Here is a 21,505-nt window from a genome sequence, read left to right as displayed (position 1 = left end):
CCCGGGGACCTAGGCCGGCCGCCGGGCGCCGGACCTAGGCCCTTCGCCCGTTCCGCGCGCCCGGGGCCCTCTCATACGGTCACGGTCATGACGACGACAGGATCGGACACCACCGGAACGCTCGACGAAGCCCTCCAGCGACTCCACGCGCACGGCCCCGAGCGGCTCGGCCGGCTCACCAACCACGCGCCGATGGCCGTCGAGGCGCTCGCCTCGCACGGGCAGGCGCGGGCGGTGCACCGCTGGCTGGACCTGTACGCGCCGCGCCTCGAGGACTTCCCGTCCGCCGTCGAAGCGGTCACGGCCGCCAACTGGCGGGCGGCGCTGGGCGATCCGCGCCGCGCCGCCGACTGGATCGCCCACTTCGGGCGCGAACTCGCCGACCGGCCCTGGCGCGACGTGCTCGCCGAGTGGTGGCCGCGGCTGCTGCCCGGCATGTACGGCGGCTCGACGCACCCGGTGATCCGGGTCGGCCACGCCGTCCGCACCCTCCTCGCCGCCGGGCCCGCCGCCCCCACCGCGCCGCGACTCACCGAACTCGCGCACGGTCTCGGCTACTGGGCCGCCCGCCACCGCCCCGTCACCGGCCTCACCCCGCTCCCCGGCGCCGTCCGCGCGGCCGACGCCCTCGACGCGGTGCCGCTCGTCGCCGAGCAGACCGGCGGCTTCCCCGACCGGCTGGCCCGGGTCCGCCGCCTCCCGGTCTGGGCACCGTCGGTGACCGGCCCGGACGCGGCGTACGAGCACCTCACCGAACTCGTCCGGGCCGCGACCCACCGCTACGCCACCCACGGCCACGGCGAGGAGACCATGCTGGTCCACGCGGCCACGGCCCCCAACGCCGTCCTCCGCACCCTCCCCGCCCTCCCCCGCGCCCTCTGGGCCCCGAGCCTCGCCGCCGCCTGGACCGCCTCGGCCGCGGTCACCGCCATGTACGCCCCCACCACCGCCGTCACCCCGACCCCGCCCGGCTCCCTCACCCCCGAAGACGTCTTCGCCCGCGCCCTCGCCCACGGCGACGAGCACGTCATCAAGCTCACGGACACGGCCCTCGACGTCGGCGACGAACAGGCCCTCGCGGCGGCCCTGCGCGCGATCGAGCTCAGCGAGCCACTGAACTGAGCCACTGAACTGAGCCACTGAACCAGCGGGTGCCCGCGCGCTGTCCGTCGCATAAGCGGCTCCATACGGGGCAGCCGCCGAAAAGGCAGACCCATTCCAGGATCGCGCCGTCCCCGCCCTCGGCCGACGATGGGGATTCCTGCAGAGGGGACGCGGAGGGACGAAGGGAGGCCCTGCTCATGGGAGCCATGGCCGACGACGGCTACGCGGGGCGGCTGGCCGTGCGGGTGCTCGATCCGCCGCGGGACGAGGACGGGCCGGACGGGCGGACCGTGGTGCTCGAGCTGAGGGGGGAGCTGGACCACGACACGGCGGCGCCGCTGAAGGAGGCCCTGGCAGGGCAGAGCGGGACGCAGCGGGTCGTGGTCGACTGTGCGGAGCTGCGGTTCTGTGACTCGACCGGACTGAACTTGCTGCTCAGGGCCCGGTTGCGGCTGCTGGACGGGGGCGGGCGGCTCGATCTGGCGGGGCTCGGGCCGCCGGTGGACCGGATGTTCGAGATCACGGGCGCGCGGTCGGTGTTCCGGGTGTACGAGAACACCGCCGCCGCGCTCGCCGACGCGTCTGCGGCGGAGGGGTCATGACGACGCCCCGGCCCGCCGAGGACCAGGTCAGGCGGCTGGTCCTCGAAGGCGCGCGCGGGGCGGTGACGCGGTGCAGGGACTTCACGGCGGCGGCGCTCGCCGAGTGGGGCTGGCTGCCCGCGGCGACGCCGGAGGGGCAGGAGCGCGCGGAGGACGTGCTGCTCCTCGTGTCGGAGGTGGTGACGAACGCCTGTCTGCACGCGGGCGGACCCGAGGAACTGGTGCTGCGGCACTCGGGGGCCGGCAGCCGGCTGCGGGTGGAGGTGTCCGACCCCAGCCCGGAGCATCCTCGTCCGCACGCACCCCGCTCCCCCGGGCTGCCGGGCGGCCACGGTCTGATGGTGCTCGACCGGCTGGCCGGTGCCTGGGGGTGGGTGGACAAGCCGAACGGCTCGCCGGGGAAGGTGGTGTGGCTGGAGGTCAGCCGTCCGACGCCGCCGCCGTGGCGCGTACCGCCGTACGGTCCTCGAGGAGACCGGCCTTGAGCTCGTCCAGGATGCGGGCGAGCAGCCGGGAGATGTGCATCTGGGAGAGGCCGAGGCGTTCGCCGATCTCCGCCTGGGTCAGTTCCTCGCCGAAACGCAGCGAGAGGATGCGCCGGTCGCGCTCGCCGAGCCGGGCGATGAGCGGCCGCAGCGAGGCGAGGTTCTCGATCAGCTCGTACGAGGCGTCGGGGGCGGCGAGCAGCCGCAGATAGGTGCGCGGGGTCTCGCTGTCCTCGTCGAGGGCGCCCTCCAGGGAGCGGGCGGTGTAGCCGCGGGCGGCGAGTTCGCCCTCGGCGACCTCGGCCTCGCTCACCTTCAGGTGCTCGGCGAGTTCGGCGCGGGTCGGACGGTGGCCGAGGCTCTGTTCCAGGGCGTCTGCCGTCCTGGCGAGGTCGATGCGGAGCTCCTGGAGCCGGCGTGGCACCCGTACTGCCCAGCTGGTGTCCCGGAAGAATCGTTTCATCTCGCCCACGACCGTCGGCAGCGCGAAGGCGGAGAACTCGATGCCCCGCTCCGGCGCGAACCGGTCGATGGCCTTGATCAGGCCGATCGTGCCGACCTGGACGATGTCCTCGATGTCCTCGGGCCGGTGCCGGAAGCGCCGGGCGGCGAAGCGGACGAGGCTGAGGTTGAGCTCCACGAGAGTGTTGCGGACGTACGCGTGCTCGGGCGTACCCGGCTCCAGCTCGCGCAGCCTGGTGAGGAGCGCGGCGGAGAGTGTCAGCGCGTCGTCCGTGGACACCCGGGTCGGGCGGTCGATCTCGGGGAGGCCGGCCAGCGCGGCGCGTCGCGTGGACGCGTCCCGGCCGACCGTCGCGGTAGCCATATCGCTCCTTCGACGGTACGAGCGTCCCGTGAGGAACGTCCTGTGGAAAGGATTCCCGCCCTGCCACCTTTGACACAGTTTGATGCGTTTTGCTTGGACATCGTGCGGTTTACCCCTCCCAGCGGGCGGAAAGTCGCCGCTTATGACCCTGCGCTACGACCTGAAGGACGGGCCCGGAGTCGTCGCGGAGTGCCGCGACCACACCCGGCGGGCCCTGGACGCCTGGTTCGGGCCCGCCGGCGCGCCGGACCGGCAGCCCGTGGCGGACGCCCTGCTGCTCGTGTCCGAGCTGGTCGGCAACGCCCGCAGGCACGGCGGCGCCCCGTACGAGCTGCGGCTCGACCGCACGGCGCGGGCGCTGTGGGTGCAGGTGAGCGACACCAGCCCGCGGCGGCCCCGGTCGCGTGGCCCGCACCGGGCCGACCGCCCCTCCGGGCACGGGCTCTATCTCCTGGAGCGGCTCGCCAGGCAGTGGGGGTCGGTGCCCAGGGGTCGCGAGGGCAAGACGGTGTGGTTCGAGCTGGACATACTCCCGCAGGCCGGCTGAACGGGCCGGTCCTAGAGTGGACGCGAAGGGAGACCCTGATGAGGTCCCGCCCACGAGGTCCTTCATGACAGAACGCACGCCACCCCCCGACCCCGGGGCTCCGCCGCCCGGCCCGGACGCGCTGCGGCGCCTGCTCGCGGGGCTCACCGCCGTACGGGACGGGGATCTGTCGGTCCGGCTGCCGGAGGGCGCGTACGGACTCCCGGCCGAGATCGCGACCGTCTACAACGACATGGTCGACCGGCTCACCCTGCTCACCTCCGAGGTCACCCGGGTGGCCGGCGAGGTCGGCGGTCAGGGTCTGCTGGGCGGGCGGGTGCACGAGCCACGGGCGCGCGGGGTGTGGCAGGAGCTCACCACCGGCGTGAACACGATGGCGGACAACCTGACCTCGCAGGTGCGCTCGATCGCCAAGGTCGCCACCGCGGTCGCCCGCGGCGACCTCACGCAGAAGATCCGGGTGGACGCGCGCGGCGAGATCCTGGAGCTGAAGGAGACCATCAACACGATGGTCGACCGGCTGTCCTCCTTCGCCGAGGAGGTCACCCGGGTGGCCCGCGAGGTCGGCACCGAGGGCAAGCTGGGCGGCCAGGCGCGGGTGCGCGGGGTGTCGGGCACCTGGAAGGACCTCACCGACAACGTGAACTCGATGGCGGACAACCTGACCAACCAGGTCCGCAACATCGCCCAGGTCACCACGGCGGTGGCGCAGGGCGATCTGACCAGCCGGATCGACGTGGCGGCGCGCGGCGAGATCCTGGAGCTCAAGACCACCATCAACACGATGGTCGACCAGCTGTCGTCGTTCGCCGCCGAGGTGACCCGGGTGGCCCGCGAGGTGGGCACGGAGGGCAAACTGGGCGGTCAGGCCGAGGTGGAGGGCGTCTCCGGCACCTGGATGCGGCTCACCGAGAACGTCAACGAGCTCGCCGGAAACCTGACCCGGCAGGTGCGGGCCATCGCCGAGGTGACCAGCGCGGTCGCCGAGGGCGACCTGACCCGCTCGATCACCGTCGAGGCGCCCGGCGAGGTCGGCGAGCTGCGCGACAACATCAACGCCATGGTCGAGTCGCTCCGGGAGACGACCCGGGCCAACGAGGAACAGGACTGGCTGAAGACCAACCTCGCCCGGATCACCGCGCTGCTGCAGGGCACCCGCGGGCTCGACGAGATCGCCGAGCTGATCATGACGGAGGTGCCGCCGCTGGTCTCGGCGCAGTACGGCGCCTTCTTCGTCGTCGAGGAGCACGAGACCGGCGGCGAGCGCGAGGACGCGGAGGCGTCGGGACCGGTGCTCGCCATGGCCGCCGCGTACGGGCTGCCGGTCGCCGACGCGGACACCGCCCGGTCCGGCCGCAGGCGCCGTTACCGGCTCGGCGAGGGCCTGGTCGGGCAGGCCGCCCGGGACCGGCGCACCCTGCTCGTCGACCCGGTGCCCGAGGGGTACGCGACGGTGTCCTCGGCCGTCGGAGCCGCCGAGCCCGCGGCCCTCGTCGTGCTGCCGATCGTGGTCGAGGACCAGTTGCTCGGCGCGGTCGAGCTCGCCTCCCTGCACCCCTTCGGCGCACTCCAGCGCGACTTCCTCGACCGCTTCGTGGCGAGCGCCGGCGCCGCGCTCAGCTCCCTGGTGGCCAATCTGCGCACCGACGAACTGCTCGCCCAGTCCCGCAGCCTCGCCGACGAACTACGCTCCCGCACCCAGGAGTTGCAGGCACGGCAGCAGGAACTCCAGCGGTCCAACGCCGAGTTGCAGGAGAAGGCGGCGCTGCTCGCCGAGCGGAACAAGGACATCGAGTCGAAGAACCGGGTCATCGAGCAGGCCCGGCAGGAACTGGAGGCCCGGGCCCAGCAGTTGTCGCGCGCCTCGATGTACAAGTCCGAGTTCCTCGCCAACATGAGCCACGAGCTGCGCACCCCGCTCAACAGCCTGCTGATCCTGGCCCGGCTGCTCTCCCAGAACACGGAGGGCAACCTGACGGAGAAGCAGGTCGACTACGCGGAGGTCATCCACTCGGCCGGCTCCGACCTGCTCCAGCTCATCAACGACATCCTGGACCTGTCCAAGGTGGAGGCGGGCAAGATGGAGGTGCGGCGCGAGCCGTTCGCGCTGTCGCAGCTCCTGGAGTACCTGGAGACGACCTTCGGACCGGTCGCCGACGAGCGGGGCCTCGACTTCACCGTGACCGTCGCGCCCGACGTACCCGCGTACCTGACCACCGACGAGGCGCGGCTGCGGCAGGTGCTGCGCAACCTGCTCTCCAACGCGCTGAAGTTCACCGAGCGGGGACGGGTCGCCCTGACCGTCGGGCACACACCGCCCGACGAGATCCCGGCGACGCTGCGGGACGCGGCGCTGCGCGAGGGACGGCCGGTGCTCGCGTTCCGGGTCACGGACACCGGGGTCGGTATCGCGCCGGACCGGCTGCGGCACATCTTCGACGCGTTCCAGCAGGGCGACGGGACGACCGCCCGCGAGTACGGCGGGACCGGGCTCGGCCTGTCGATCAGCCGGGAGGTGGCGACGCTGCTCGGGGGCACGATCGAGGTGGAGAGCACCGAGGGCGAGGGCAGCAGCTTCACCTTCCATCTGCCGGAGCCCGCGGCGCCACGGCCACCGGCGGAGACGCGGACCACGGCGGAGGCGGAGACCACCGACGCGGCGCCCGATCCCGTCCTCGACCGGTCCGGCGGCGCCACCGTCCTCGTGGTCGACGACGACCGGCGCAACGTCTTCGCGCTCACCCAGGTCCTGGAGGCGCACGGCCTGCGCGTGCTCACCGCCGAGGGCGGCCGGCGGGCCGTCGACCTGCTCGCCGCCGGACACGAGGACGTCCGGCTGGTCCTCATGGACGTGATGATGGCCGGCATGGACGGCTACCAGACCATCGAGGAGATCCGGCGGCTGCCCGACCGCACCGGGCTGCCGGTCATCGTGGTGACGGCGAAGGCGATGCCGGGCGACCGGGCGCGGGCCCTGGAGGCGGGCGCGGACGACTATCTCGCGAAGCCGGTGGACGAGGCGGAGCTGATGGTCAAGGTCCGTCACTGCCTGGGGAGTTGAGTCCGTCACTGCCTGGGGAGTTGAGAAGCTCGCCGGCCGGTGGACGGTCGTCCGGGCCGCGCACCTGGATCGCGACGACACTGGTGTCGTCGTCGGTGTCCCCCATCGCCGTGCCGAGCAGCCCGTCCACGAGCAGGTCCAGGCTCCCACCGTCGGCGGCCAGCCGCCCCGCGGCCGTGACGAGCCGCCCGAGCCCGGCCCCGACACCGTCGTGGCGGCGCTCGATCAGGCCGTCGGTGTAGAGCAGCAGGGTGTCGCCGGGGCGCAGGGCGGTGTGCTGTTCCTCGTACTCGTACGAGGGCACCGCGCCGAGCAGGATGTCCTGCGGCGGTTCGAGCAGCCGGGCCCGGCCGTCGCGGACGAGGAGCGGCGGCAGGTGGCCGGCGCTGGACCAGACGAGTTCGCCGTCCTCGGGGTCGTACAGCCCGCACACGGCCGTCGCGGTGGGACCGCCGCCGGTGCGCAGGGTGACCTCGTTGAGCCAGCCCATCAGCTGTCCGGGCGGGCGGCCGGTGAAGGCGAGGGCGCGCTGGGCGTTGCGCAGGGCGACCATGCCGGTCACGGAGTCGATGCCGTGCCCGGCGATGTCGCCGACGGCGACGAGCACCTTGCCGGTGGGCAGCGGCTGCACGTCGTACCAGTCGCCGCCGACCTGGTACTCCTCCGCCGCCGGCCGGTAGCGGGCCGCGACGGTGAGGCCGCCGGGCAGCTCGCGCAGTGCGGTGGCCTCGGGGACGATGGCCTGCTGGAGCTGGAGGGCGAGCTGGTGCCGGATTTCGGCCTGGTCACGGACGGCCGTGAGGTGGTCGAAGGTGGCGGTGAGGGCGAGCTCGGTGCGTCGGGTCGCCGAGACGTCCTGGTAGACGCCGACGAAGCCGGTGACCGTGTCGCCCTCGAGCAGCGGCTCGGCCGCCACCCGCACATGGCGCACCGACCCGTCCGGCAGCACGATCCGCAACACGCTCTGGGCGCCGGAGCGGTGGTCCGTGAGCGTGCGCAGGAGCGCGGTGAGCGCGTCGCCGTCCTCGCGGTGGAGCCGGCCGCGCAGCGCGAGCAGCGGCAGCGGTGCCTCGTCGCGCGCCATGCCGAAGATGCCGTACGCCTGCTCCGACCAGACCGTCTCGCCGCCGGTCAGACTGTCCTGGAAGGTCGCGACGCTCTGCAGCCGGGCCACGGCCCGGCCGGTCGCGATCCCCGGATCGCCGTCGGTGTGCCACACCACGACCGCCCGCTCGCGCCCCGCCGGCACCACCCGTACGTCGAGGAGCGGGCCGGGCGGGCCGGGCGCGCCGCCGGGCGGCAGATGGGCGGCGTGCTGCGGGTGCCGGGTGCGGCGGGCCCGCTGTACCAGCCGGGCCAGCTCGCCGTGGGCGTGCGGGAACAACCGCGCCAGCGACCGGTCGTCCGCGGGCACCGACCCGCCGACCGCCGCGGCCGCCGCCTCGTTGGCGTACTCCGCGAGCAGCGCCCCCGTCATCGGATCGGCCCGTACGAGCACCCCCGGGTGCGCGAGTGCGTCCAGGACGTCGACCAGCACCGGTGCGTCCGCCCCGGCCCCCTCCGGCCGGTCGAGCACCGCCACCGCCACCTCCATCAGGCCGCCGACCGCTCGCCGCAGCCCGGCGTCGAACCGCTCCGGCCCCGGCCACCCGACCAGCGCCACCCCGACGGCCGCGCCGCGCCGCCGCAGCGGCAGCACGGCCCGGGCGGCGCCCGGCAGCGGGGTGAGGTCGAGGTCCAGGTCCGCGGGGTCTGCCTCCAGCCAGGCCGGGACGCCGTCGGCGAGGGCCGCGCGGAAGGGCTCCGGGGTGGCCGGCGGGATCCACTGCCAGGCCGTGGCCTCCGTCGCGCCGACCCCGGCATGCCCGACGAGCCGCAGGCCGCCGGCCTCGGAACAGCGCCACAGCCACAGACTGTCGGCGCCCAGCGGGGCCAGGCCGCTCTCCAGAAGCGTCCGCGCGGCATCCCGCACGTCGTCCGCCACCTCCGCGGCCGCGGCCGTACGGCGCAGCCGCCGCGCGAGAGCGGGCGGCGCCTCGGCCGGCGTGACCCACGGATCGCCCGGCCCCGCGACGCCGTTCACGACGTCCGCGGCGAGATCTCCCACCGACAGCCCCGTCGCACTGGCGAGGGCGGTCAGGTGCTCGGCCGCGTCGAGGGTGGAAAGCCCCAGCTGGGCGGCGAGCACCCCGGTCGCGAGGTCGATCAGATGCCGCCGGGCAGCCTCGCTCCGCAACCGCCGGTTCTCGGCGGCCAGCCCGGCGAAAACGCCGACGGAACCGGTCACATCGACCTCCGGAACGGGCGCTCGTACCCCTTCGGAGTCTACGCTCCGCCGATGCGGCCAATCGCCCCGCTGGGGCCCCAGGGCGAAGGCCTAGTGGCCGGGACGGCGGGCACACGGGACGGCGCCCACGCGGCGCCTCCACCCCCCGTGCGGGCAGTCGTCCCGCCCTGCGGGACGGCGCGCTCGGCGGCGCCCCCACCCCGTGGGCCTGCGCGCGCCACGACCGCGTCGCCGACGCGCGGGCCGCTTCCCTCAGCCCGCGGCCGCGGCGCCGTCCTCCGCGAGGGCCCACGCCGTGTATCCGCCCAGGAGGTCGGAGACGTCCGTGAAGCCGTGGTGGCGCAGCAGGCCGGCGGCGATGGACGAGCGGTGGCCGCCGGCGCAGTGCACGACGAGTGGACGGTCGGTGGGGAGTTCGGTGAGCCGCCCGGGGAGTTCGGCGAGCGCGATGTGAACCGCGCCGGGGACGACGCCGTTCGCCTCGCGTTCGTCCTCGCCGCGGACGTCCACGACCACCGGCGGTGCCTCGCCTTCGAGCGCGGCCCGCAGCTGCGCGACGGTGACGCGGCCGGCAGGGGTGACCTGGTCGGCGAGTGCCGCAAGGGCGTCGTCGGGGCTCCGGAGGTAGCCCGCGACGCGGTCGAAGCCGATGCGGGCGAGCCGGGTGACGATCTCCTCCTCGCGGTTCTGCGGAGCCATGACGACCAGCTCCGCAGCCGGGTCGAGGACGGTGCCGGCCTGCTCGGCGAAGCGCCCGTCGGCGGGTACGTTGAGCGCGCCGCGGAAGTGACCGGCGGCGAAGTCCTGTGGATCGCGGGCGTCGACGACGACCGCGCCGCGCTCGCGCAGCCCGGCGAAGTCGGCGAGCGCCAGCGGCCGGGCGGCCGTCAGGTCGTAGCGGGCACGGTCCCTGCGGTTGAGCTCGGCGTCGTACGCGAAGTAGCCGGGCGCGGTGGACTGGCCGGCGGTGACGAGGGCGACGAACTCCTCGCGACTCATGGGCGCGCAGGCGTAGTTGGTGGCGCGCTGCGCGCCGATGGTCGACTGCTTCTCGGTGGACAGGTTCTTGCCGCAGGCCGAGCCGGCGCCGTGCGCGGGGAAGATGCGGACCTCGTCGGGCAGGCCCATGAGCTTGTGCTGGACGCTGTGGTGGAGCATCGCGCCGAGTTCCTCGGCGGTGACGCCGGAGGAGGCGAGCAGGTCGGGGCGGCCGACGTCGCCGACGAAGAGGGCGTCGCCGGTGAGCACGCCGTACGGGACGGGGTCGGCGGCGTGCTCGTACACGAGGACGCTGATCGACTCGGGCGTGTGGCCGGGCGTCTCCATGACCTCCAGGACGACGTCGCCGAGCGCGATGCGCTCGCCTTCCGCCAGCTTGCGGATGGGGTACTCGGTTTCGGCGCGCCGCCCGTAGCCGATCCAGGCGCCGGTCTCGTCGGCCATCTCCAGGTGGCCGGCGACGAAGTCGGCGTGGAAGTGGGTGTTGATCACGCCGACGACGGTGAAGCCGCGCGCGCGGGCGTCGGCGAGGTACTCGGAGACGTCCCGGCGTGGGTCGACGACCACGGCCTGACCGGTGGTCTCGTCCGCGATCAGGTACGAGGCCTGGGAGAGGCAGTCGAGGTAGTACTGGCTGAAGAACACGGCGGATCTCCGTTGCGTCGGGCCCGAGGAGCATTTCTGGAATACCCCCTGGGGTATCTTTGCTCTCGACCGTAGCCCCGGCTCGCCGACTGCGTCAAATACCCCCCAGGGTATTTCCATGCGGGTTCGGATCCGTCCGCCACTCCCGGTTCACCCGCCCCTCCCCCGGCCGCCACCCGTGCCTCATCCGCGACGATCACGATCCGGCCATGACCAACGCCTCTCGCGTGTCCCGTGCGCTCCGGCGCCCGGCCGCCGTCGTACTGCCGCTGTCCGCCGCGCTCGCCCTGACCGCCGTCGCCTGGCCGGCCCAGGGCGCGCCGGCCCACGAGTCCGACGGGCCCCGGGTGGTGTCCACCGCCACGCTGCCCGACATCCCGCTGGCCGCGTTCAGCAACCGGCTGCTGCCCGGCAGCGTCGCCGACGACCGCGGGATCGACCTGGGCGGCATCGGCAGCGACCTCTACCCGGCGGAGCGGCCCGGCGAGTTCTGGACCGTCACCGACCGCGGGCCGAACGGCCAGATCGCCGTCGACAAGGAGAAGCGGCGCACCTTCCCGGTGCCCGGCTTCGACCCGGCCATCGTGCGGATCCGCGCCGTCGGCGACCGCGTCGAGGTTCTGGAGGCGATCCCGCTCACCACCGCCTCCGGCCGCGCCGTGACCGGACTGCCGAACCAGCCGGGCCGCGACGAGGCCCCCTACGACTACGCCGCCGCCACCCCGCTCGCGTACGACCCGAACGGTCTGGACACCGAGGGCCTGGTGCGGGACCGGGACGGCAGCTTCTGGCTGGCCGACGAGTACGGTCCCTCGCTGGTGCACGTCTCGCCGCGCGGCCGGGTGCTCGCCCGGTACGTGCCGCAGGGGCTGGGTCTGACCGGGGCCGACTACCCGGTGGTGGAGGCGCTGCCGTCGGTCTACCTCAAGCGGAAGGTCAACCGCGGCTTCGAGGGCCTGGCCCTGCTGCCCGACGGCGACCTGGTGCTCGCGCTGCAGAGCCCGCTGCTCAACCCGGACAAGGCGAGCGGCGAGGAGTCGCGGACCACCCGCCTGCTCCGCTTCTCGCCGCGCGAGGGCGGGGTCACGGCCGAGTACGCGTACCGCTTCGACCCGGTCGGAACGGTCGAGCCCGGCCAGACCAAGACCTCGGAGCTGAAGATCTCCGCGCTCGTCGCGCTCGGCGGCGACCGGCTGATGGTCGAGGAGCGCACCGACAAGGCGGCGCGTCTCTACGAGATCCGGCTGCGGCGCGGTTCGGACATCCTGGGTTCCGCCTGGGACGCGGCCGGCACCACGCCGTCCCTGGAGCAGCTGGCCGATCCGGCGGCCGCCGGCGTGCCGGTGCCGGCCAAGCGCCTGGTGGTCGACCTGGGCGCGCTCGACGGCGTTCCCGGCAAGATCGAGGGCATCGCGGTGGAGGGCTCCCGGACGCTGGTGCTGCTGAATGACAACGACTTCGGGATGACAGACGGCAGCGGCGCCTTCGACGCGGACGGCCGGCTGGTCGACAGCGGCGTCGAGACCGAGCTGGTGCGGGTGCGCCTGGACCGCCCGCTGCGCTGACGCCACCCCCAACCCCCGTTCCGGTCCTGGCCGTTCGTGGCATTGACCGGGGCGGGGGTTGCCTTTACCTTCCTCGATAGTCCAGAAAGGACTATCGAGGGAGTCGTCATGCCACGAGCCACCGGGGTGCGGTGGGGCCGGGTCGCCGCCGTCGCCGTCACGGTGACCTGCCTCGCCTACGCGCCGATCGCGATGACCGAGCTCTGGCCGTACGCGCGGCCCGGCGCACCCGCGTTCGGCGAATGGCTGCTGGGCCGGTCGGTCTCGCCCGAGTACGTCGCCGCCGCCGTCCGCGACCGGACGGGCCCGTACACCCGCAGTCTGCTCCCGCTGATCCTGCACTCGGTGCTCGGCGGGCTGCTCATGCTGCTCGGCCCGGCGCAGCTGCTCACGGCGGTCCGGCGGCGGATCCGGCTGCACCGCGCCCTCGGCATCGCGTACGCGGCCGTCGTCTACGTGTCGATGGCCGGCGCCGCGCTCTATCTGGCCCGGACCCGGCCCGAAGAGGCGTTCAGCGGAGCGGCGTTCTGGATCGTGCTCGCGACGATCCTGGTCGGCACGGTCTTCGGCGTCACCTTCGGCGTCCTCACCGCCGTCACCGGGCTGCCGGAGCTGCACCAGCGGTGGATGCTGCTCGGCTACGGCTATCTGATGACCGCGCCGCTGCTGCGGCTCGAGTGGGGCGCGCTGCCCGTGCTCTACCCGGGCCTCCCGCTCCAGGACGTGAACCGTGTGGCGATCATGCACCTCGGCCTGTTCGTCGTCTTCGGCGCGCTGCTCGCCTCCCGGGCCCTGGACCGGCGCGACAACCACCCGCTCGTCTCCGGAAGTTGGAGCCCGTGGCCCGTGCTCGCCGTCGGGTACGCGGCGGGCGCGGCCGGTCTGGTGCGGCTCGCGTACGGCTTCCTCGACCACGGCACCGAGGGGCGCCGGCTGCTGCTCGCGTATCTCGTCCCGTACGTCGCCGTGGTCGCCGTCCTGCAGCTGCGCGCCCTGCGCGCGGGGCGGCGGGGCGCGGTGTGGGCGCGCGAGGAGTGGCGCACGCACCTGCTCGCGCTGCTCCTGGCGCCCGCCTTCTCCGCGGGCACGGCGGCGGTGTGCGAGCGCTCGCTGGGTCTCGACGCGCTGACGGCACTGGTGGCGGGGGCAGGCATCGGCTGTGGCTTCCTGGCGTTCGGCGCCCACGCCGTGGTCAGCCTGCGCGTGCTGTACGGCCGGGAGGCGGCCCGCAGGCGGCGCCCCGTCCCGGGCTCACCTGCTCGCACCCCCCTGACCCATCCGTAGAGGAGCCCTCATGAGCGGACGCACGGACCAGCAGGCGACGACAGGCGGTGGGCGCGAACTCGCCGCGGGTGTGGTCGTGTTGAGCTCGGTCGTGGCCCTGATCGGCATCGGCGTCGGCGCCCTGCTCGTCATCGCCAGTGTCACCGGTCACGCGGCCGGCCCCTGGACCTCGCCCGAGGCGCTGAGCCCCGGGCTGCTCGGGGCGGCGATGCTCGGCACGGCGCCCGCGCTGCTGACCATCGGCCGGGCCGGCACCTGGGAGGAGGTCCGCACCCTGGTGTGGCCGCTCGCGGTCGTCCTCGTCGGCCTGTTCACGGTGTCGCTGGTGAACGGCGGCGCTCTGCGGGTGGTGACCGGCGGGCCGATCCTGATCGTCATGTTCAGCCTGGGCTGGGTGGCGACGCTCGCGCTGCTCGCGCTCGGCGCGGTGGTGTGCCTGGCGCTCCAGTACCGCGGGCCCGCTCCGGTGCCCCGGTCCGCCGCGCTGACCGCCCCGCTGCCCGGCTGGACGAAGCCGCCGCTCGCGCTGCTCGGCGCGGGCTGGACCGGGGTCGGCGCGGGACTGCTCGTGGCGCCGGGCTTCTGGGGCCCGCTGGTGCCGTGGCAGGTGAACCGCGCCGACGCGCAGGGCCTCGGCGTGTGGGCGCTGGCGCTCGGCGTCGGCGTGCTCGGCTCGCTCGCCGAGGACGACCTGGCGCGCATCCGCCCGGCCCTGCTCGCCGTCCCGGTCGTCTCGCTCGCGGTCGCGGTGCTGCTCGCCGTGCACGCGGGCGACGTCGACTGGTCGTCCGGGGCCACGGCCTGTCTGATCGGCCTGATCGCCGGGCTGCTCGCGACGGGCGTCTCCGGGCAGTTGCTCTGGACCCGCCACCGGGCGGCCGCAGCCGTCGCCGACCGATCGTAGGTCCCGCCGCTGCGTGTACGGTCGCGGCATGCCTGACGTTCGGTTGACCACGCCCTCCTTCCTGGTGCTCGGCATCATCGACAAGCTGGGCGAGGCCAGCCCGTACGACGTGAAGGTCGAGGCCGCCCGCACGGTCGCGCCGTTCTGGTCCGTGCCGCACGCGCAGGTGTACGCGCAGTGCGACCGGCTCCTGGAGGCGGGCCTGCTCACCGAGGTGCGGCGCGAGGGCGGACGGAACCGGCGACTCCTGCGGGTGACGGAGGAGGGCGCGCGGGCGCTGCGCGGCTGGCTGGACGATCCCGCGTTCGTCCCGGTCGAGGCGCGCGAACGCGGCATCCTGAAGCTCTGGTTCGGCGCGAGCCCCGGCGTCCACGCCCCGGTCCAGATCACCGAGCACACCCGCACCCTGGACGAGTACGAGTCGCTGGCCGCGTCGGTGGGCGAACTGCTCACCCGCGGCCAGCGCGAGGCCCTGGAGTTCGGCATCCGCTACGAGCGGATGATGGTCGACTTCTGGCGCTGGGTGGCGGACCGGGAGCCCGAGCCCGGCGAGGCCGGCTCCTAGACCGTCGCCGCCTCGGCGAGGACGCGGGCCAGTTCGCGGGGGCGGGTCGTCATCGGCCAGTGGCCCGAGTCGATGTCGACGTACTCGACGTGCGCGGCCCGGGCCAGCTCCGGGCTCTCGCCTCCGGCTGTCCACTCCTTGGCCTGGGCGGGCGTGAACTCGGGGCAGACGACCACGACGGGCACGTCGAAGCGGCGCTCGTCGGTCAGGCGCACCACTCCCGTGGCGACCGCCTCGGGGACGGGGAGCGCGGCGGCCGCGAGACGGTCCCGGGTCTCCTGGTCGAGGTCGGCGGCGTCCGGTCCCTCGAACGGGCCCCAGCCCGGGAACGGCATGGCGCCGTCCTCGATCGGGAAGAACGGCGCGTAGGCCCGGCCGTCGGGGGCGGGGAAGCCACCGATCAGGGCGACCTTGGCCACCTTCTCCGGGCGCGCGTCGGCGGCCAGCCAGGCCAGGCTCGACGCGGCGGAGTGCCCCACCACCAGGACCTGGCCGTCGGCCGCGTCGACGGCGGCGAGCACGGCCGCGAGCTGGTCGTCGAGTGTGGCGGAGGCGGCGCCGTCGCCCTGGCCGGGGAGGGTGAGCGGCACGGGACGGTGACCGAGCGCGGCGAGCTCGGGCACGACGTCGTCCCAGGCCGAGCCGTCGAGCCACAGGCCGGCGATGAGCAGGATGTCCACGGTCGTTACCCCCGGAGCGAGTGCGGATCTTTCCCTACGCCCCGCACGCTATCGGCCGGGTCTGACAACGGCTCCGAGCAGGCCGGGAGCGGGATCAGGCGGCGGCCTTCGCCGCGGCGACGAACGCGCGGATCCGGTCGTGGTCCTTCACGCCGGGCGCCGACTCGACGCCGCTGGACACGTCGACGCCCCACGGGCGGCCCTGGGCGATCGCCTCGGCGACGTTCTCGGGGTCGAGGCCGCCGGCGAGCAGCCACGTCCCTTCGGGACGTGCCCCGTCGAGCAGCGACAGGTCCCAGCGCGCCCCGGAACCGGCGCGGGGCGAGTCGAGCAGCAGCACCTCCTCGCCGTGGGCGCCGACGCGGGTGTCCGGCCGCTCCTTCAGGGAGGTGGCCCGCCACAGCCGCGGGAAGACCCGGGCGGCGGCCGCGAAGTCCTCCGCGCCGTAGTGGCCGCCGTGCAGCTGAAGGGCGCCGACGCCCAGTTCCCGGGCGAGCCCGGCGGCCTCGACGGCGGGCGTGTCGTTGACGACGAGGACGGACAGCACACCGGCCGGCGCGTGCGCGGCGAGCCGCGCGGCGTGCTCCCGCTCCAGGCCGCGGACGCTGGTCCCGCTGATCACGAGTCCGATCGCGTCGGCGCCGGCCTCGACGGCCACGTCGATGTCGGCGGTCGTGGCGAGCCCGCACACCTTGACGAACACTGTCTCTCCTCTGCCCTCTACGGCCCGGCGGCCCCGCCGAGCCTACCCGCCGGGCCCCGGCGGCCGGGGCCCGGCGGCCGGGGCCCGGCGGCCGGGGCCCGGCGGGCGGGAGTCAGCGGCCGAGGGGTGCCTCCTCGCCGATCCGCGAGAGCTTCTCGGGGTTGCGCACCGCGTACAGGCCGGTGACCAGGCCGTCGTCGACGCGGATCGCCAGCACGGTGTCGGGCTCGCCGTCGACGTGCACGACCAGCGCCGGACAGCCGTTGATCTGGGCGGGCCTGAGGGTGGCGAGCGCGGCGATCCGGGCGAGCACGGCGACCACCCGCTCGGCGCCGACGACGGGCTCCAGCGCGGCCCGCACGACTCCGCCGCCGTCGGTCAGCAGGACCACGTCCGGTGCGATCAGGTCGAACAGGCTCTGGAGGTCGCCGGTCTCGACGGCCTGCCGGAAGGCGTCGAGGGCGCTCCGGGTCTCGGCCGCGGAGACCGCGCCGCGCGGGCGGCGGGCGGCGACATGGGCGCGGGCCCGGTGGGCGATCTGCCGGACGGCGGCCGGGGTCTTGTCGACGGCCTCGGCGATCTCGTCGTACTCGAGCCCGAACACCTCCCGGAGCACGAACACCGCGCGTTCGGTCGGCAGCAGCGTCTCCAGGACGAGGAGCATCGCCATGGAGACGCTGTCGGCGAGTTCGACGTCCTCGGCGACGTCGGGCGCGGTGAGCAGCGGCTCGGGCAGCCAGGGGCCGACGTACGACTCCTTGCGGCGGGCGAGGGTGCGCAGCCGGGTGAGCGCGAGCCGGGTGGCGATCCTGACGAGGTACGCGCGCCGCTCGCGTACGGCGTCGAGGTCGACGCCCACCCATTTGAGCCAGGTCTCCTGGAGGACGTCCTCGGCGTCGGCGGCCGAGCCGAGCATCTCGTAGGCGACGGTGAAGAGGAGGTTGCGGTGGGTGACGAAGGCGTCGGTCGCGGCGTCCATCCGGCCGCCGGGGACGCCCTCGTGCGCGTCGTGCTCGTGCGTCACCGGCCGCTCCTGCCCCTTCCCCTCCTGCCCCTTCCGCTCCTGCCCGTTCCGTTCTTGTGCGTTCGCTTCTGTCGGTGTCACGCGCACAGGACGCCGCCGGGTGCCGCTTTGTGACACCGGGAAGCAGTGGCGCAGGTCACTCGGCGGGCCGTGTCACGGGATCCGGGGCGGCGGCGTCTCGTGGTCGGACAGGGCGCACGCCCCTGTCGGGACGAGTGAGGACGATCGATGGAACCCCGTTTCAACATCATGGCCAACGAGGTCGGCGGCCGGTTCGCCAAGCGCTTCGGCAACGCCAGCCTGGTGATCGTGCAGTCGACGCTGCCGAAGACCACGCAGGAGCTGGTGTCGGTGCGGATCAGCCAGATCAACGGCTGCGGCTTCTGCCTTGACCTGCACGTCAAGGACGCGGCGGCGGCCGGCGAGAGCCCGGTGCGGCTCGGTCTGGTGGCGGCCTGGCGCGAGTCCTCGGTGTTCACCGAGGCGGAGCGGGCCGCGCTCGCGCTGGCCGAGGAGGGCACCCGGCTCGCGGACGCCGGCGCGGGCGTCTCGGACGAGACCTGGGCCGAGGTGCGCAAGCACTACGACGACGACCAGACGGCGGCCCTGGTGTCGCTGGTCGCCCAGGTCAACGCGGCGAACCGGCTGGGCGTGATCGCGCGCCAGCAGGGCGGTGCGTACGAGCCGGGCATGTTCGGCGACCTGTCGAACTGACCCGTCGGCTGCGGTCGCGGCCGTGGTCACGACCGCAGCCACGGGCACGGCATGGGCACAGCACGGGCACGGCACGGGCACGGGCACGGCACGGGCACGGGCACGGCACGGGCACGGGCACGGGCACGGCACGGGCACGGGCACGGCACGGGCACGGGCACGGGCACGGCACGGGCACGGGCACGGGCACGGGCACGGGCACGGGCAGGCCACAGGCACCGCCTCGGCCACGGCCGCCCGGTCAGGCGCCCTCGGTCTCCTCCGAGCACTCCTCGGTACGGCCTCCGGCCGGCTCGCCCGGGCCGGAATCAGGACCGGGGCCCGGGCCCGGGCCTCCGTCGGGGTAGGCGTCGACGGCGTACGGGTGCACGTACCGGTCGGCGTCGAACGGGGTGAACCAGCTGCCGAACCCACCCGCCTGCCGGCGGTCCCCGTCCTCGTGCACCCGGTCCGCGAAGCGCTCCAGGGCGGCGGTGACGGCCTCGTCGAGGAGGCCGTACAGGTCGAGGGCGACGCGGGCCTGTTCGAGCAGGAGGCGGGTGACCATCTCCTCGGCGGGGCAGCCGAGGCGGCGGAAACTGCCGTCGGTGAAGCGGGTGGTGAGGGCGACGGCGGTCACCAGGAAGCGGCGGGCGAAGAGTTCGTCGTAGCGGGCCGCGTGCCGGGCGGGCAGCCGGTCCAGGTGCCAGAGGTGGCCCTGGCAGGCGGCGACGTCGGTGTCCTCCTCGGCGAGGGCCTGCACGTCGTCGTAGAGCTCGTCGATGAGCACCTCGGCGGCGTGCACGAGGGCACCGGCCGCGAGGGCGGCGGTCTCGGGGGCGGTGCCGAAGACGGCGGGGTCGAAGGCGCGCAGCCGGGGCGCCATGGCCCGGAGTTCGGCCTCGGGGTCGGGGTTCTCCTCGATGACGTCGTCGTCGGGGATCCAGTCGTCCCCGGCGCTCCCGGCGACAGGGAAGCCCGGAGCGCCGGGGGCTCCCGGTGTGCCGGGGCGGGCGGTGTGCCGGGCCCGGCGGAGGGCGGGGTCGCTGGGCGGGGCGTCGGGCCCGTCGGCGGCGGCGAGGCTCTCCCGGGCGCGCTCTGTGTGGAGCCTGACCTCGCTGCTGACCACCAGCCAGCCGGCCAGCGGTTCGGCGCGGTCGAGGACCTCCTGGGTCACGGCGCCCACGGCCTCCTCGGCGACCTCCAGGCTCGGCGCGGCGACGCTCACGGTGAGGACGGCGCCGCCGGGGTGGGCGCCGACGGCCATGTCGAAGACGTCCACCTCCACGCCGCCGGGTCCTTCGGCGCCGGCCACGGAGCCGAAGCCGCGTTCCAGGAGGACGGCGGCTCCGACCTGCCCGAGGTCGTCGAGCTCGGGGGCGCCGTCCGGTATGCACGTTTCCACGGTCACGACGTACGTCACGACGGCAAGCGTGCCAGGTCCGGCGACGCGGTTCGGGGCGATCCTGGGAATCCGGGCGGGAACGGGCGCCGCGCGCAGGGGCGGGAGGGGCGGGTCCCGTGAGGGGCGCGGCCCTCGCCGGGATCGCGTCAAGGCCGCGTCAGAGGCTCGTCAGCGCGGGTCCCGGAGTGCCGGGGACGGGGGCATGGTGTCGAGAGCGGAGTCCCGGCGCGAAGGGCGCCGGGCCGCGCGTTCCAAGGGATCCCAGGGGATACCGAGGGATTTCAGGGGACACCAGGGGATTCCAGGGGAGGACCACCATGACCCACGTCCTGTACGGAGACGATCCCGAGCCTTCCGAACGGGTGCCGGCCGGACGGCTCTGCGTGCCCGTCCGGCCGGTCGCCCGCGGCTGCGCGGCCCGGCTCTTCCGTACCCCTCTCGGCGGCCGTACGGCGGTCGCGTTCACCACGCCCGAGCGGTTGCGGGCCGTCCTCGGCGCCGGCCACGCATGGACCCCGCTCGCCGAGCCCGCGCTGCGGGCCCTGGTCCGGCCGCTGGGCGTCGAGGCGCTGACCGTCGACCCGGCGCTGACCGCCCCGGCGCCGGACCGCTCCCGGCTGCCGCTCCCCCACCTGCCCGTCGCGGCCCGGTGAGGGGGACCGGAATGACCGTCACCGCACTGCCGTCGCTCGCCGCGCCCCGTCCCGGCGGCGACGGGCCGTCCGTCTGGCCCGCCTCGACCGCCCTGCGCCCGCGCGGGCGGCTCCTGGTCGGCGGGGTCGCGCTCGACGAGATCGCCGAGAGCCACGGCACGCCGGTCTACGTCCTCGACGAGGACGAGGTCCGCGCCCGCTGCCGCGCCTACCGCGACGCCTTCCCGGACGCCGACGTCCACTACGCCGCCAAGGCGTTCCTGTGCCGCGGCCTCGCGCACTGGATCGACGAGGAGGGCCTGGGCCTCGACGTGTGCTCGGCCGGTGAGCTGGAGCTCGCCGTCACCACCGGCTTCCCGCCCGAGCGGATCCTGCTGCACGGCAACGCCAAGTCCCCCGAGGACCTGCGGGCCGCGCTGCGCCTCGGCGTCGGCCGGATCGTCATCGACAGCCCGGCCGAGATCGCCCGGATCGCCGCCGCCGTCGGCCCGCGCGGCGAGCAGAAGGTGATGCTGCGGGTCACTCCGGGGATCAGCGCGGGCGGTCACGCCAAGATCCGCACCGGCTCCGACGAGCAGAAGTTCGGGCTCTCGCTGCGCGACGGACACGCCCAGCACGCCGTCGCCCGCATCCTCGACCAGCCGCGGCTGCGGCTCACCGGGCTGCACTGCCACCTCGGTTCGCAGATCACCGACGTCAAGCCCTATCTGGTGGCGGTGCGGCGGCTGGTGGGTCTGATGGCCCGCACCCGCGACGCGCACGGCGTCGTGCTGCCCGAGCTCGACCTCGGCGGCGGCCACGGCATCCCCTACCGGCCCGGCGACCCCGCACTCGACCTCACCGTCCTCGCGCGCCGGATCCGCGCCGAGCTCGTCGAGAGCTGCGCGCACGCCGGCCTGCCCGTCCCCCGCCTGCTCGTCGAACCCGGCCGGGCGATCACCGGCCCCGCCGGAATCGCCGTCTACCGCGTCCTGGCCGTGAAGACCACCCCCGAGCGCGTCTTCGTCGCCGTCGACGGCGGCATGAGCGACAACCCCCGGCCGGCGCTGTACGGGGTGCGGTACGCGCCCCGGCTGATCGGCCGCCACTCGGCCGCGGCCGCCCTGCGCGCGACCGTCGTCGGCCGCCACTGCGAGGCCGGCGACGTCCTCGCCGAGGACGTCACGCTCCCGGCCGACATCCACCCCGGCGACCTGCTGGCCCTCCCGGCCGCCGGCGCGTACCACCTGTCGATGGCCTCCTCGTACAACCTGGTGGGCCGCCCGCCGGTGGTGGCGGTGTCGGCGGGCAGCAGTCGGCTGCTGGTCAGGAGGGAGACGCTGGAGGACATGCGGGCGCGCGACGTCGGCATCTGACGTCAGCCTCTCTGTCCGACAGCCCGTCAGCCCGTCCAGCCCGTCTGTCCGTTTCTCCGTCTGTCCGTCCGCCTGTCCGTCTGTCCGTCTGTCAGAACCTCGGCCTTGCCGCCCAGTC

Annotated in this window: 19 protein-coding genes; 12 read left to right on the top strand and 7 right to left on the bottom strand. The window is 74.6% G+C overall.

Annotated elements, in window-relative coordinates; translation table 11 throughout:
* Positions 1-87 precede the first annotated feature (87 nt).
* From ACIRSU_RS05760 to ACIRSU_RS05750, 3 genes are all read left to right on the top strand, one after another.
* On the top strand, positions 88-1,122 hold the full coding sequence (locus tag ACIRSU_RS05760; RefSeq protein WP_403789450.1) for a questin oxidase family protein: 1,035 nt from the start codon (positions 88-90) through the stop codon (positions 1,120-1,122).
* Between the two features lie 179 nt (positions 1,123-1,301).
* Complete coding sequence (locus ACIRSU_RS05755; RefSeq protein WP_403789449.1) at positions 1,302-1,706, top strand: STAS domain-containing protein; 405 nt, start codon at positions 1,302-1,304, stop codon at positions 1,704-1,706.
* Positions 1,703-2,191: an ATP-binding protein gene (locus ACIRSU_RS05750; protein ID WP_403789448.1), complete on the top strand. Its 489-nt coding sequence runs from the start codon at positions 1,703-1,705 to the stop codon at positions 2,189-2,191. Before ACIRSU_RS05755 ends, ACIRSU_RS05750 begins: the two co-directional genes overlap by 4 nt.
* Here the strand turns inward: ACIRSU_RS05750 and ACIRSU_RS05745 are convergent.
* A complete protein-coding gene (locus ACIRSU_RS05745) occupies positions 2,127-3,017 on the bottom strand; it encodes a SigB/SigF/SigG family RNA polymerase sigma factor (protein ID WP_403789447.1) in 891 nt (296 codons plus the stop codon). The genes ACIRSU_RS05750 and ACIRSU_RS05745 overlap by 65 nt on opposite strands.
* 142 nt (positions 3,018-3,159) lie before the next feature.
* Between ACIRSU_RS05745 and ACIRSU_RS05740 the strand changes: the two genes are divergently transcribed.
* Positions 3,160-3,564 (top strand): ATP-binding protein, encoded by a 405-nt coding sequence (locus ACIRSU_RS05740; protein ID WP_403789446.1) that lies wholly within the window; start codon positions 3,160-3,162, stop codon positions 3,562-3,564.
* 64 nt (positions 3,565-3,628) lie between these two features.
* The gene (locus ACIRSU_RS05735) at positions 3,629-6,625 is read left to right on the top strand and encodes a HAMP domain-containing protein (RefSeq protein WP_403789445.1); all 2,997 of its coding nucleotides are present in this window, start codon (positions 3,629-3,631) and stop codon (positions 6,623-6,625) included.
* Here ACIRSU_RS05735 and ACIRSU_RS05730 read toward each other — a convergent pair.
* On the bottom strand, positions 6,597-8,912 hold the full coding sequence (locus tag ACIRSU_RS05730; RefSeq protein WP_403789444.1) for a SpoIIE family protein phosphatase: 2,316 nt from the start codon (positions 8,910-8,912) through the stop codon (positions 6,597-6,599). The genes ACIRSU_RS05735 and ACIRSU_RS05730 overlap by 29 nt on opposite strands.
* Positions 8,913-9,164: 252 nt before the next feature.
* Positions 9,165-10,556, bottom strand: coding sequence for a rhodanese-like domain-containing protein (locus tag ACIRSU_RS05725; RefSeq protein ID WP_403789443.1), 1,392 nt, complete (start codon positions 10,554-10,556; stop codon positions 9,165-9,167).
* 209 nt (positions 10,557-10,765) lie between these two features.
* Here ACIRSU_RS05725 and ACIRSU_RS05720 point away from each other — a divergent pair, with 209 nt between their 5' ends.
* The 4 genes from ACIRSU_RS05720 to ACIRSU_RS05705 all read left to right on the top strand — a co-directional run bounded on the left by ACIRSU_RS05720 (position 10,766) and on the right by ACIRSU_RS05705 (position 14,874).
* Entirely contained in the window at positions 10,766-12,121 is a 1,356-nt protein-coding gene (locus ACIRSU_RS05720; protein ID WP_403789442.1) for an esterase-like activity of phytase family protein, read from the top strand.
* Between the two features lie 108 nt (positions 12,122-12,229).
* Complete coding sequence (locus tag ACIRSU_RS05715) at positions 12,230-13,405, top strand: DUF2306 domain-containing protein (RefSeq protein ID WP_403789441.1); 1,176 nt, start codon at positions 12,230-12,232, stop codon at positions 13,403-13,405.
* Positions 13,406-13,415: 10 nt separating this feature from the next.
* On the top strand, positions 13,416-14,309 hold the full coding sequence (locus ACIRSU_RS05710) for a hypothetical protein (RefSeq protein WP_403789440.1): 894 nt from the start codon (positions 13,416-13,418) through the stop codon (positions 14,307-14,309).
* Positions 14,310-14,337: 28 nt separating this feature from the next.
* Complete coding sequence (locus ACIRSU_RS05705) at positions 14,338-14,874, top strand: helix-turn-helix transcriptional regulator (protein ID WP_403789439.1); 537 nt, start codon at positions 14,338-14,340, stop codon at positions 14,872-14,874.
* On the opposite strand, the gene ACIRSU_RS05700 is transcribed toward ACIRSU_RS05705, so the two are convergent.
* The 3 genes from ACIRSU_RS05700 to ACIRSU_RS05690 all read right to left on the bottom strand — a co-directional run bounded on the left by ACIRSU_RS05700 (position 14,871) and on the right by ACIRSU_RS05690 (position 17,236).
* Positions 14,871-15,554 (bottom strand): alpha/beta fold hydrolase, encoded by a 684-nt coding sequence (locus tag ACIRSU_RS05700; protein ID WP_403789438.1) that lies wholly within the window; start codon positions 15,552-15,554, stop codon positions 14,871-14,873. The two genes, ACIRSU_RS05705 and ACIRSU_RS05700, sit on opposite strands and share 4 nt — an antisense overlap.
* A 94-nt stretch (positions 15,555-15,648) precedes the next feature.
* A complete protein-coding gene (locus tag ACIRSU_RS05695) occupies positions 15,649-16,257 on the bottom strand; it encodes a phosphoribosylanthranilate isomerase (RefSeq protein ID WP_403789437.1) in 609 nt (202 codons plus the stop codon).
* 112 nt (positions 16,258-16,369) lie between these two features.
* On the bottom strand, positions 16,370-17,236 hold the full coding sequence (locus ACIRSU_RS05690) for an RNA polymerase sigma-70 factor (protein WP_403790178.1): 867 nt from the start codon (positions 17,234-17,236) through the stop codon (positions 16,370-16,372).
* Positions 17,237-17,509: 273 nt separating this feature from the next.
* On the opposite strand from ACIRSU_RS05690, the gene ACIRSU_RS05685 reads away from it, so the two are divergent.
* Positions 17,510-17,995: a carboxymuconolactone decarboxylase family protein gene (locus ACIRSU_RS05685; RefSeq protein WP_403789436.1), complete on the top strand. Its 486-nt coding sequence runs from the start codon at positions 17,510-17,512 to the stop codon at positions 17,993-17,995.
* 241 nt (positions 17,996-18,236) lie between these two features.
* Here the strand turns inward: ACIRSU_RS05685 and ACIRSU_RS05680 are convergent, their stop codons facing one another.
* Entirely contained in the window at positions 18,237-19,397 is a 1,161-nt protein-coding gene (locus ACIRSU_RS05680) for a hypothetical protein (protein WP_403789435.1), read from the bottom strand.
* Between the two features lie 299 nt (positions 19,398-19,696).
* Here ACIRSU_RS05680 and ACIRSU_RS05675 point away from each other — a divergent pair, with 299 nt between their 5' ends.
* On the top strand, positions 19,697-20,032 hold the full coding sequence (locus ACIRSU_RS05675; RefSeq protein WP_403789434.1) for an SAV_915 family protein: 336 nt from the start codon (positions 19,697-19,699) through the stop codon (positions 20,030-20,032).
* Positions 20,033-20,043: 11 nt separating this feature from the next.
* Positions 20,044-21,387: a diaminopimelate decarboxylase gene (gene lysA, locus ACIRSU_RS05670; RefSeq protein WP_403789433.1), complete on the top strand. Its 1,344-nt coding sequence runs from the start codon at positions 20,044-20,046 to the stop codon at positions 21,385-21,387.
* Positions 21,388-21,505: the final 118 nt, after the last annotated feature.

This window comes from Streptomyces sp. NPDC101160 (genome assembly GCF_044768205.1).
Taxonomy (GTDB): domain Bacteria; phylum Actinomycetota; class Actinomycetes; order Streptomycetales; family Streptomycetaceae; genus Streptomyces.
Note: the sequence above shows the minus strand (reverse complement) of the source record. Positions and strands in the feature narration are given on the sequence as shown.

Coding starts and splice junctions, on each gene's coding strand:
- ACIRSU_RS05750 (WP_403789448.1), top strand. CDS start 1,703: ATGACGACGCCCCGGCCCGCCGAGGACCAGGTCAGGCGGCTGGTCCTC.
- ACIRSU_RS05690 (WP_403790178.1), bottom strand. CDS start 17,236: ATGGACGCCGCGACCGACGCCTTCGTCACCCACCGCAACCTCCTCTTC.
- ACIRSU_RS05745 (WP_403789447.1), bottom strand. CDS start 3,017: ATGGCTACCGCGACGGTCGGCCGGGACGCGTCCACGCGACGCGCCGCG.
- ACIRSU_RS05675 (WP_403789434.1), top strand. CDS start 19,697: ATGACCCACGTCCTGTACGGAGACGATCCCGAGCCTTCCGAACGGGTG.
- ACIRSU_RS05720 (WP_403789442.1), top strand. CDS start 10,766: ATGACCAACGCCTCTCGCGTGTCCCGTGCGCTCCGGCGCCCGGCCGCC.
- ACIRSU_RS05705 (WP_403789439.1), top strand. CDS start 14,338: ATGCCTGACGTTCGGTTGACCACGCCCTCCTTCCTGGTGCTCGGCATC.
- ACIRSU_RS05735 (WP_403789445.1), top strand. CDS start 3,629: ATGACAGAACGCACGCCACCCCCCGACCCCGGGGCTCCGCCGCCCGGC.
- ACIRSU_RS05710 (WP_403789440.1), top strand. CDS start 13,416: ATGAGCGGACGCACGGACCAGCAGGCGACGACAGGCGGTGGGCGCGAA.
- ACIRSU_RS05740 (WP_403789446.1), top strand. CDS start 3,160: ATGACCCTGCGCTACGACCTGAAGGACGGGCCCGGAGTCGTCGCGGAG.
- ACIRSU_RS05715 (WP_403789441.1), top strand. CDS start 12,230: ATGCCACGAGCCACCGGGGTGCGGTGGGGCCGGGTCGCCGCCGTCGCC.
- ACIRSU_RS05760 (WP_403789450.1), top strand. CDS start 88: ATGACGACGACAGGATCGGACACCACCGGAACGCTCGACGAAGCCCTC.
- ACIRSU_RS05685 (WP_403789436.1), top strand. CDS start 17,510: ATGGAACCCCGTTTCAACATCATGGCCAACGAGGTCGGCGGCCGGTTC.
- ACIRSU_RS05755 (WP_403789449.1), top strand. CDS start 1,302: ATGGGAGCCATGGCCGACGACGGCTACGCGGGGCGGCTGGCCGTGCGG.
- lysA (WP_403789433.1), top strand. CDS start 20,044: ATGACCGTCACCGCACTGCCGTCGCTCGCCGCGCCCCGTCCCGGCGGC.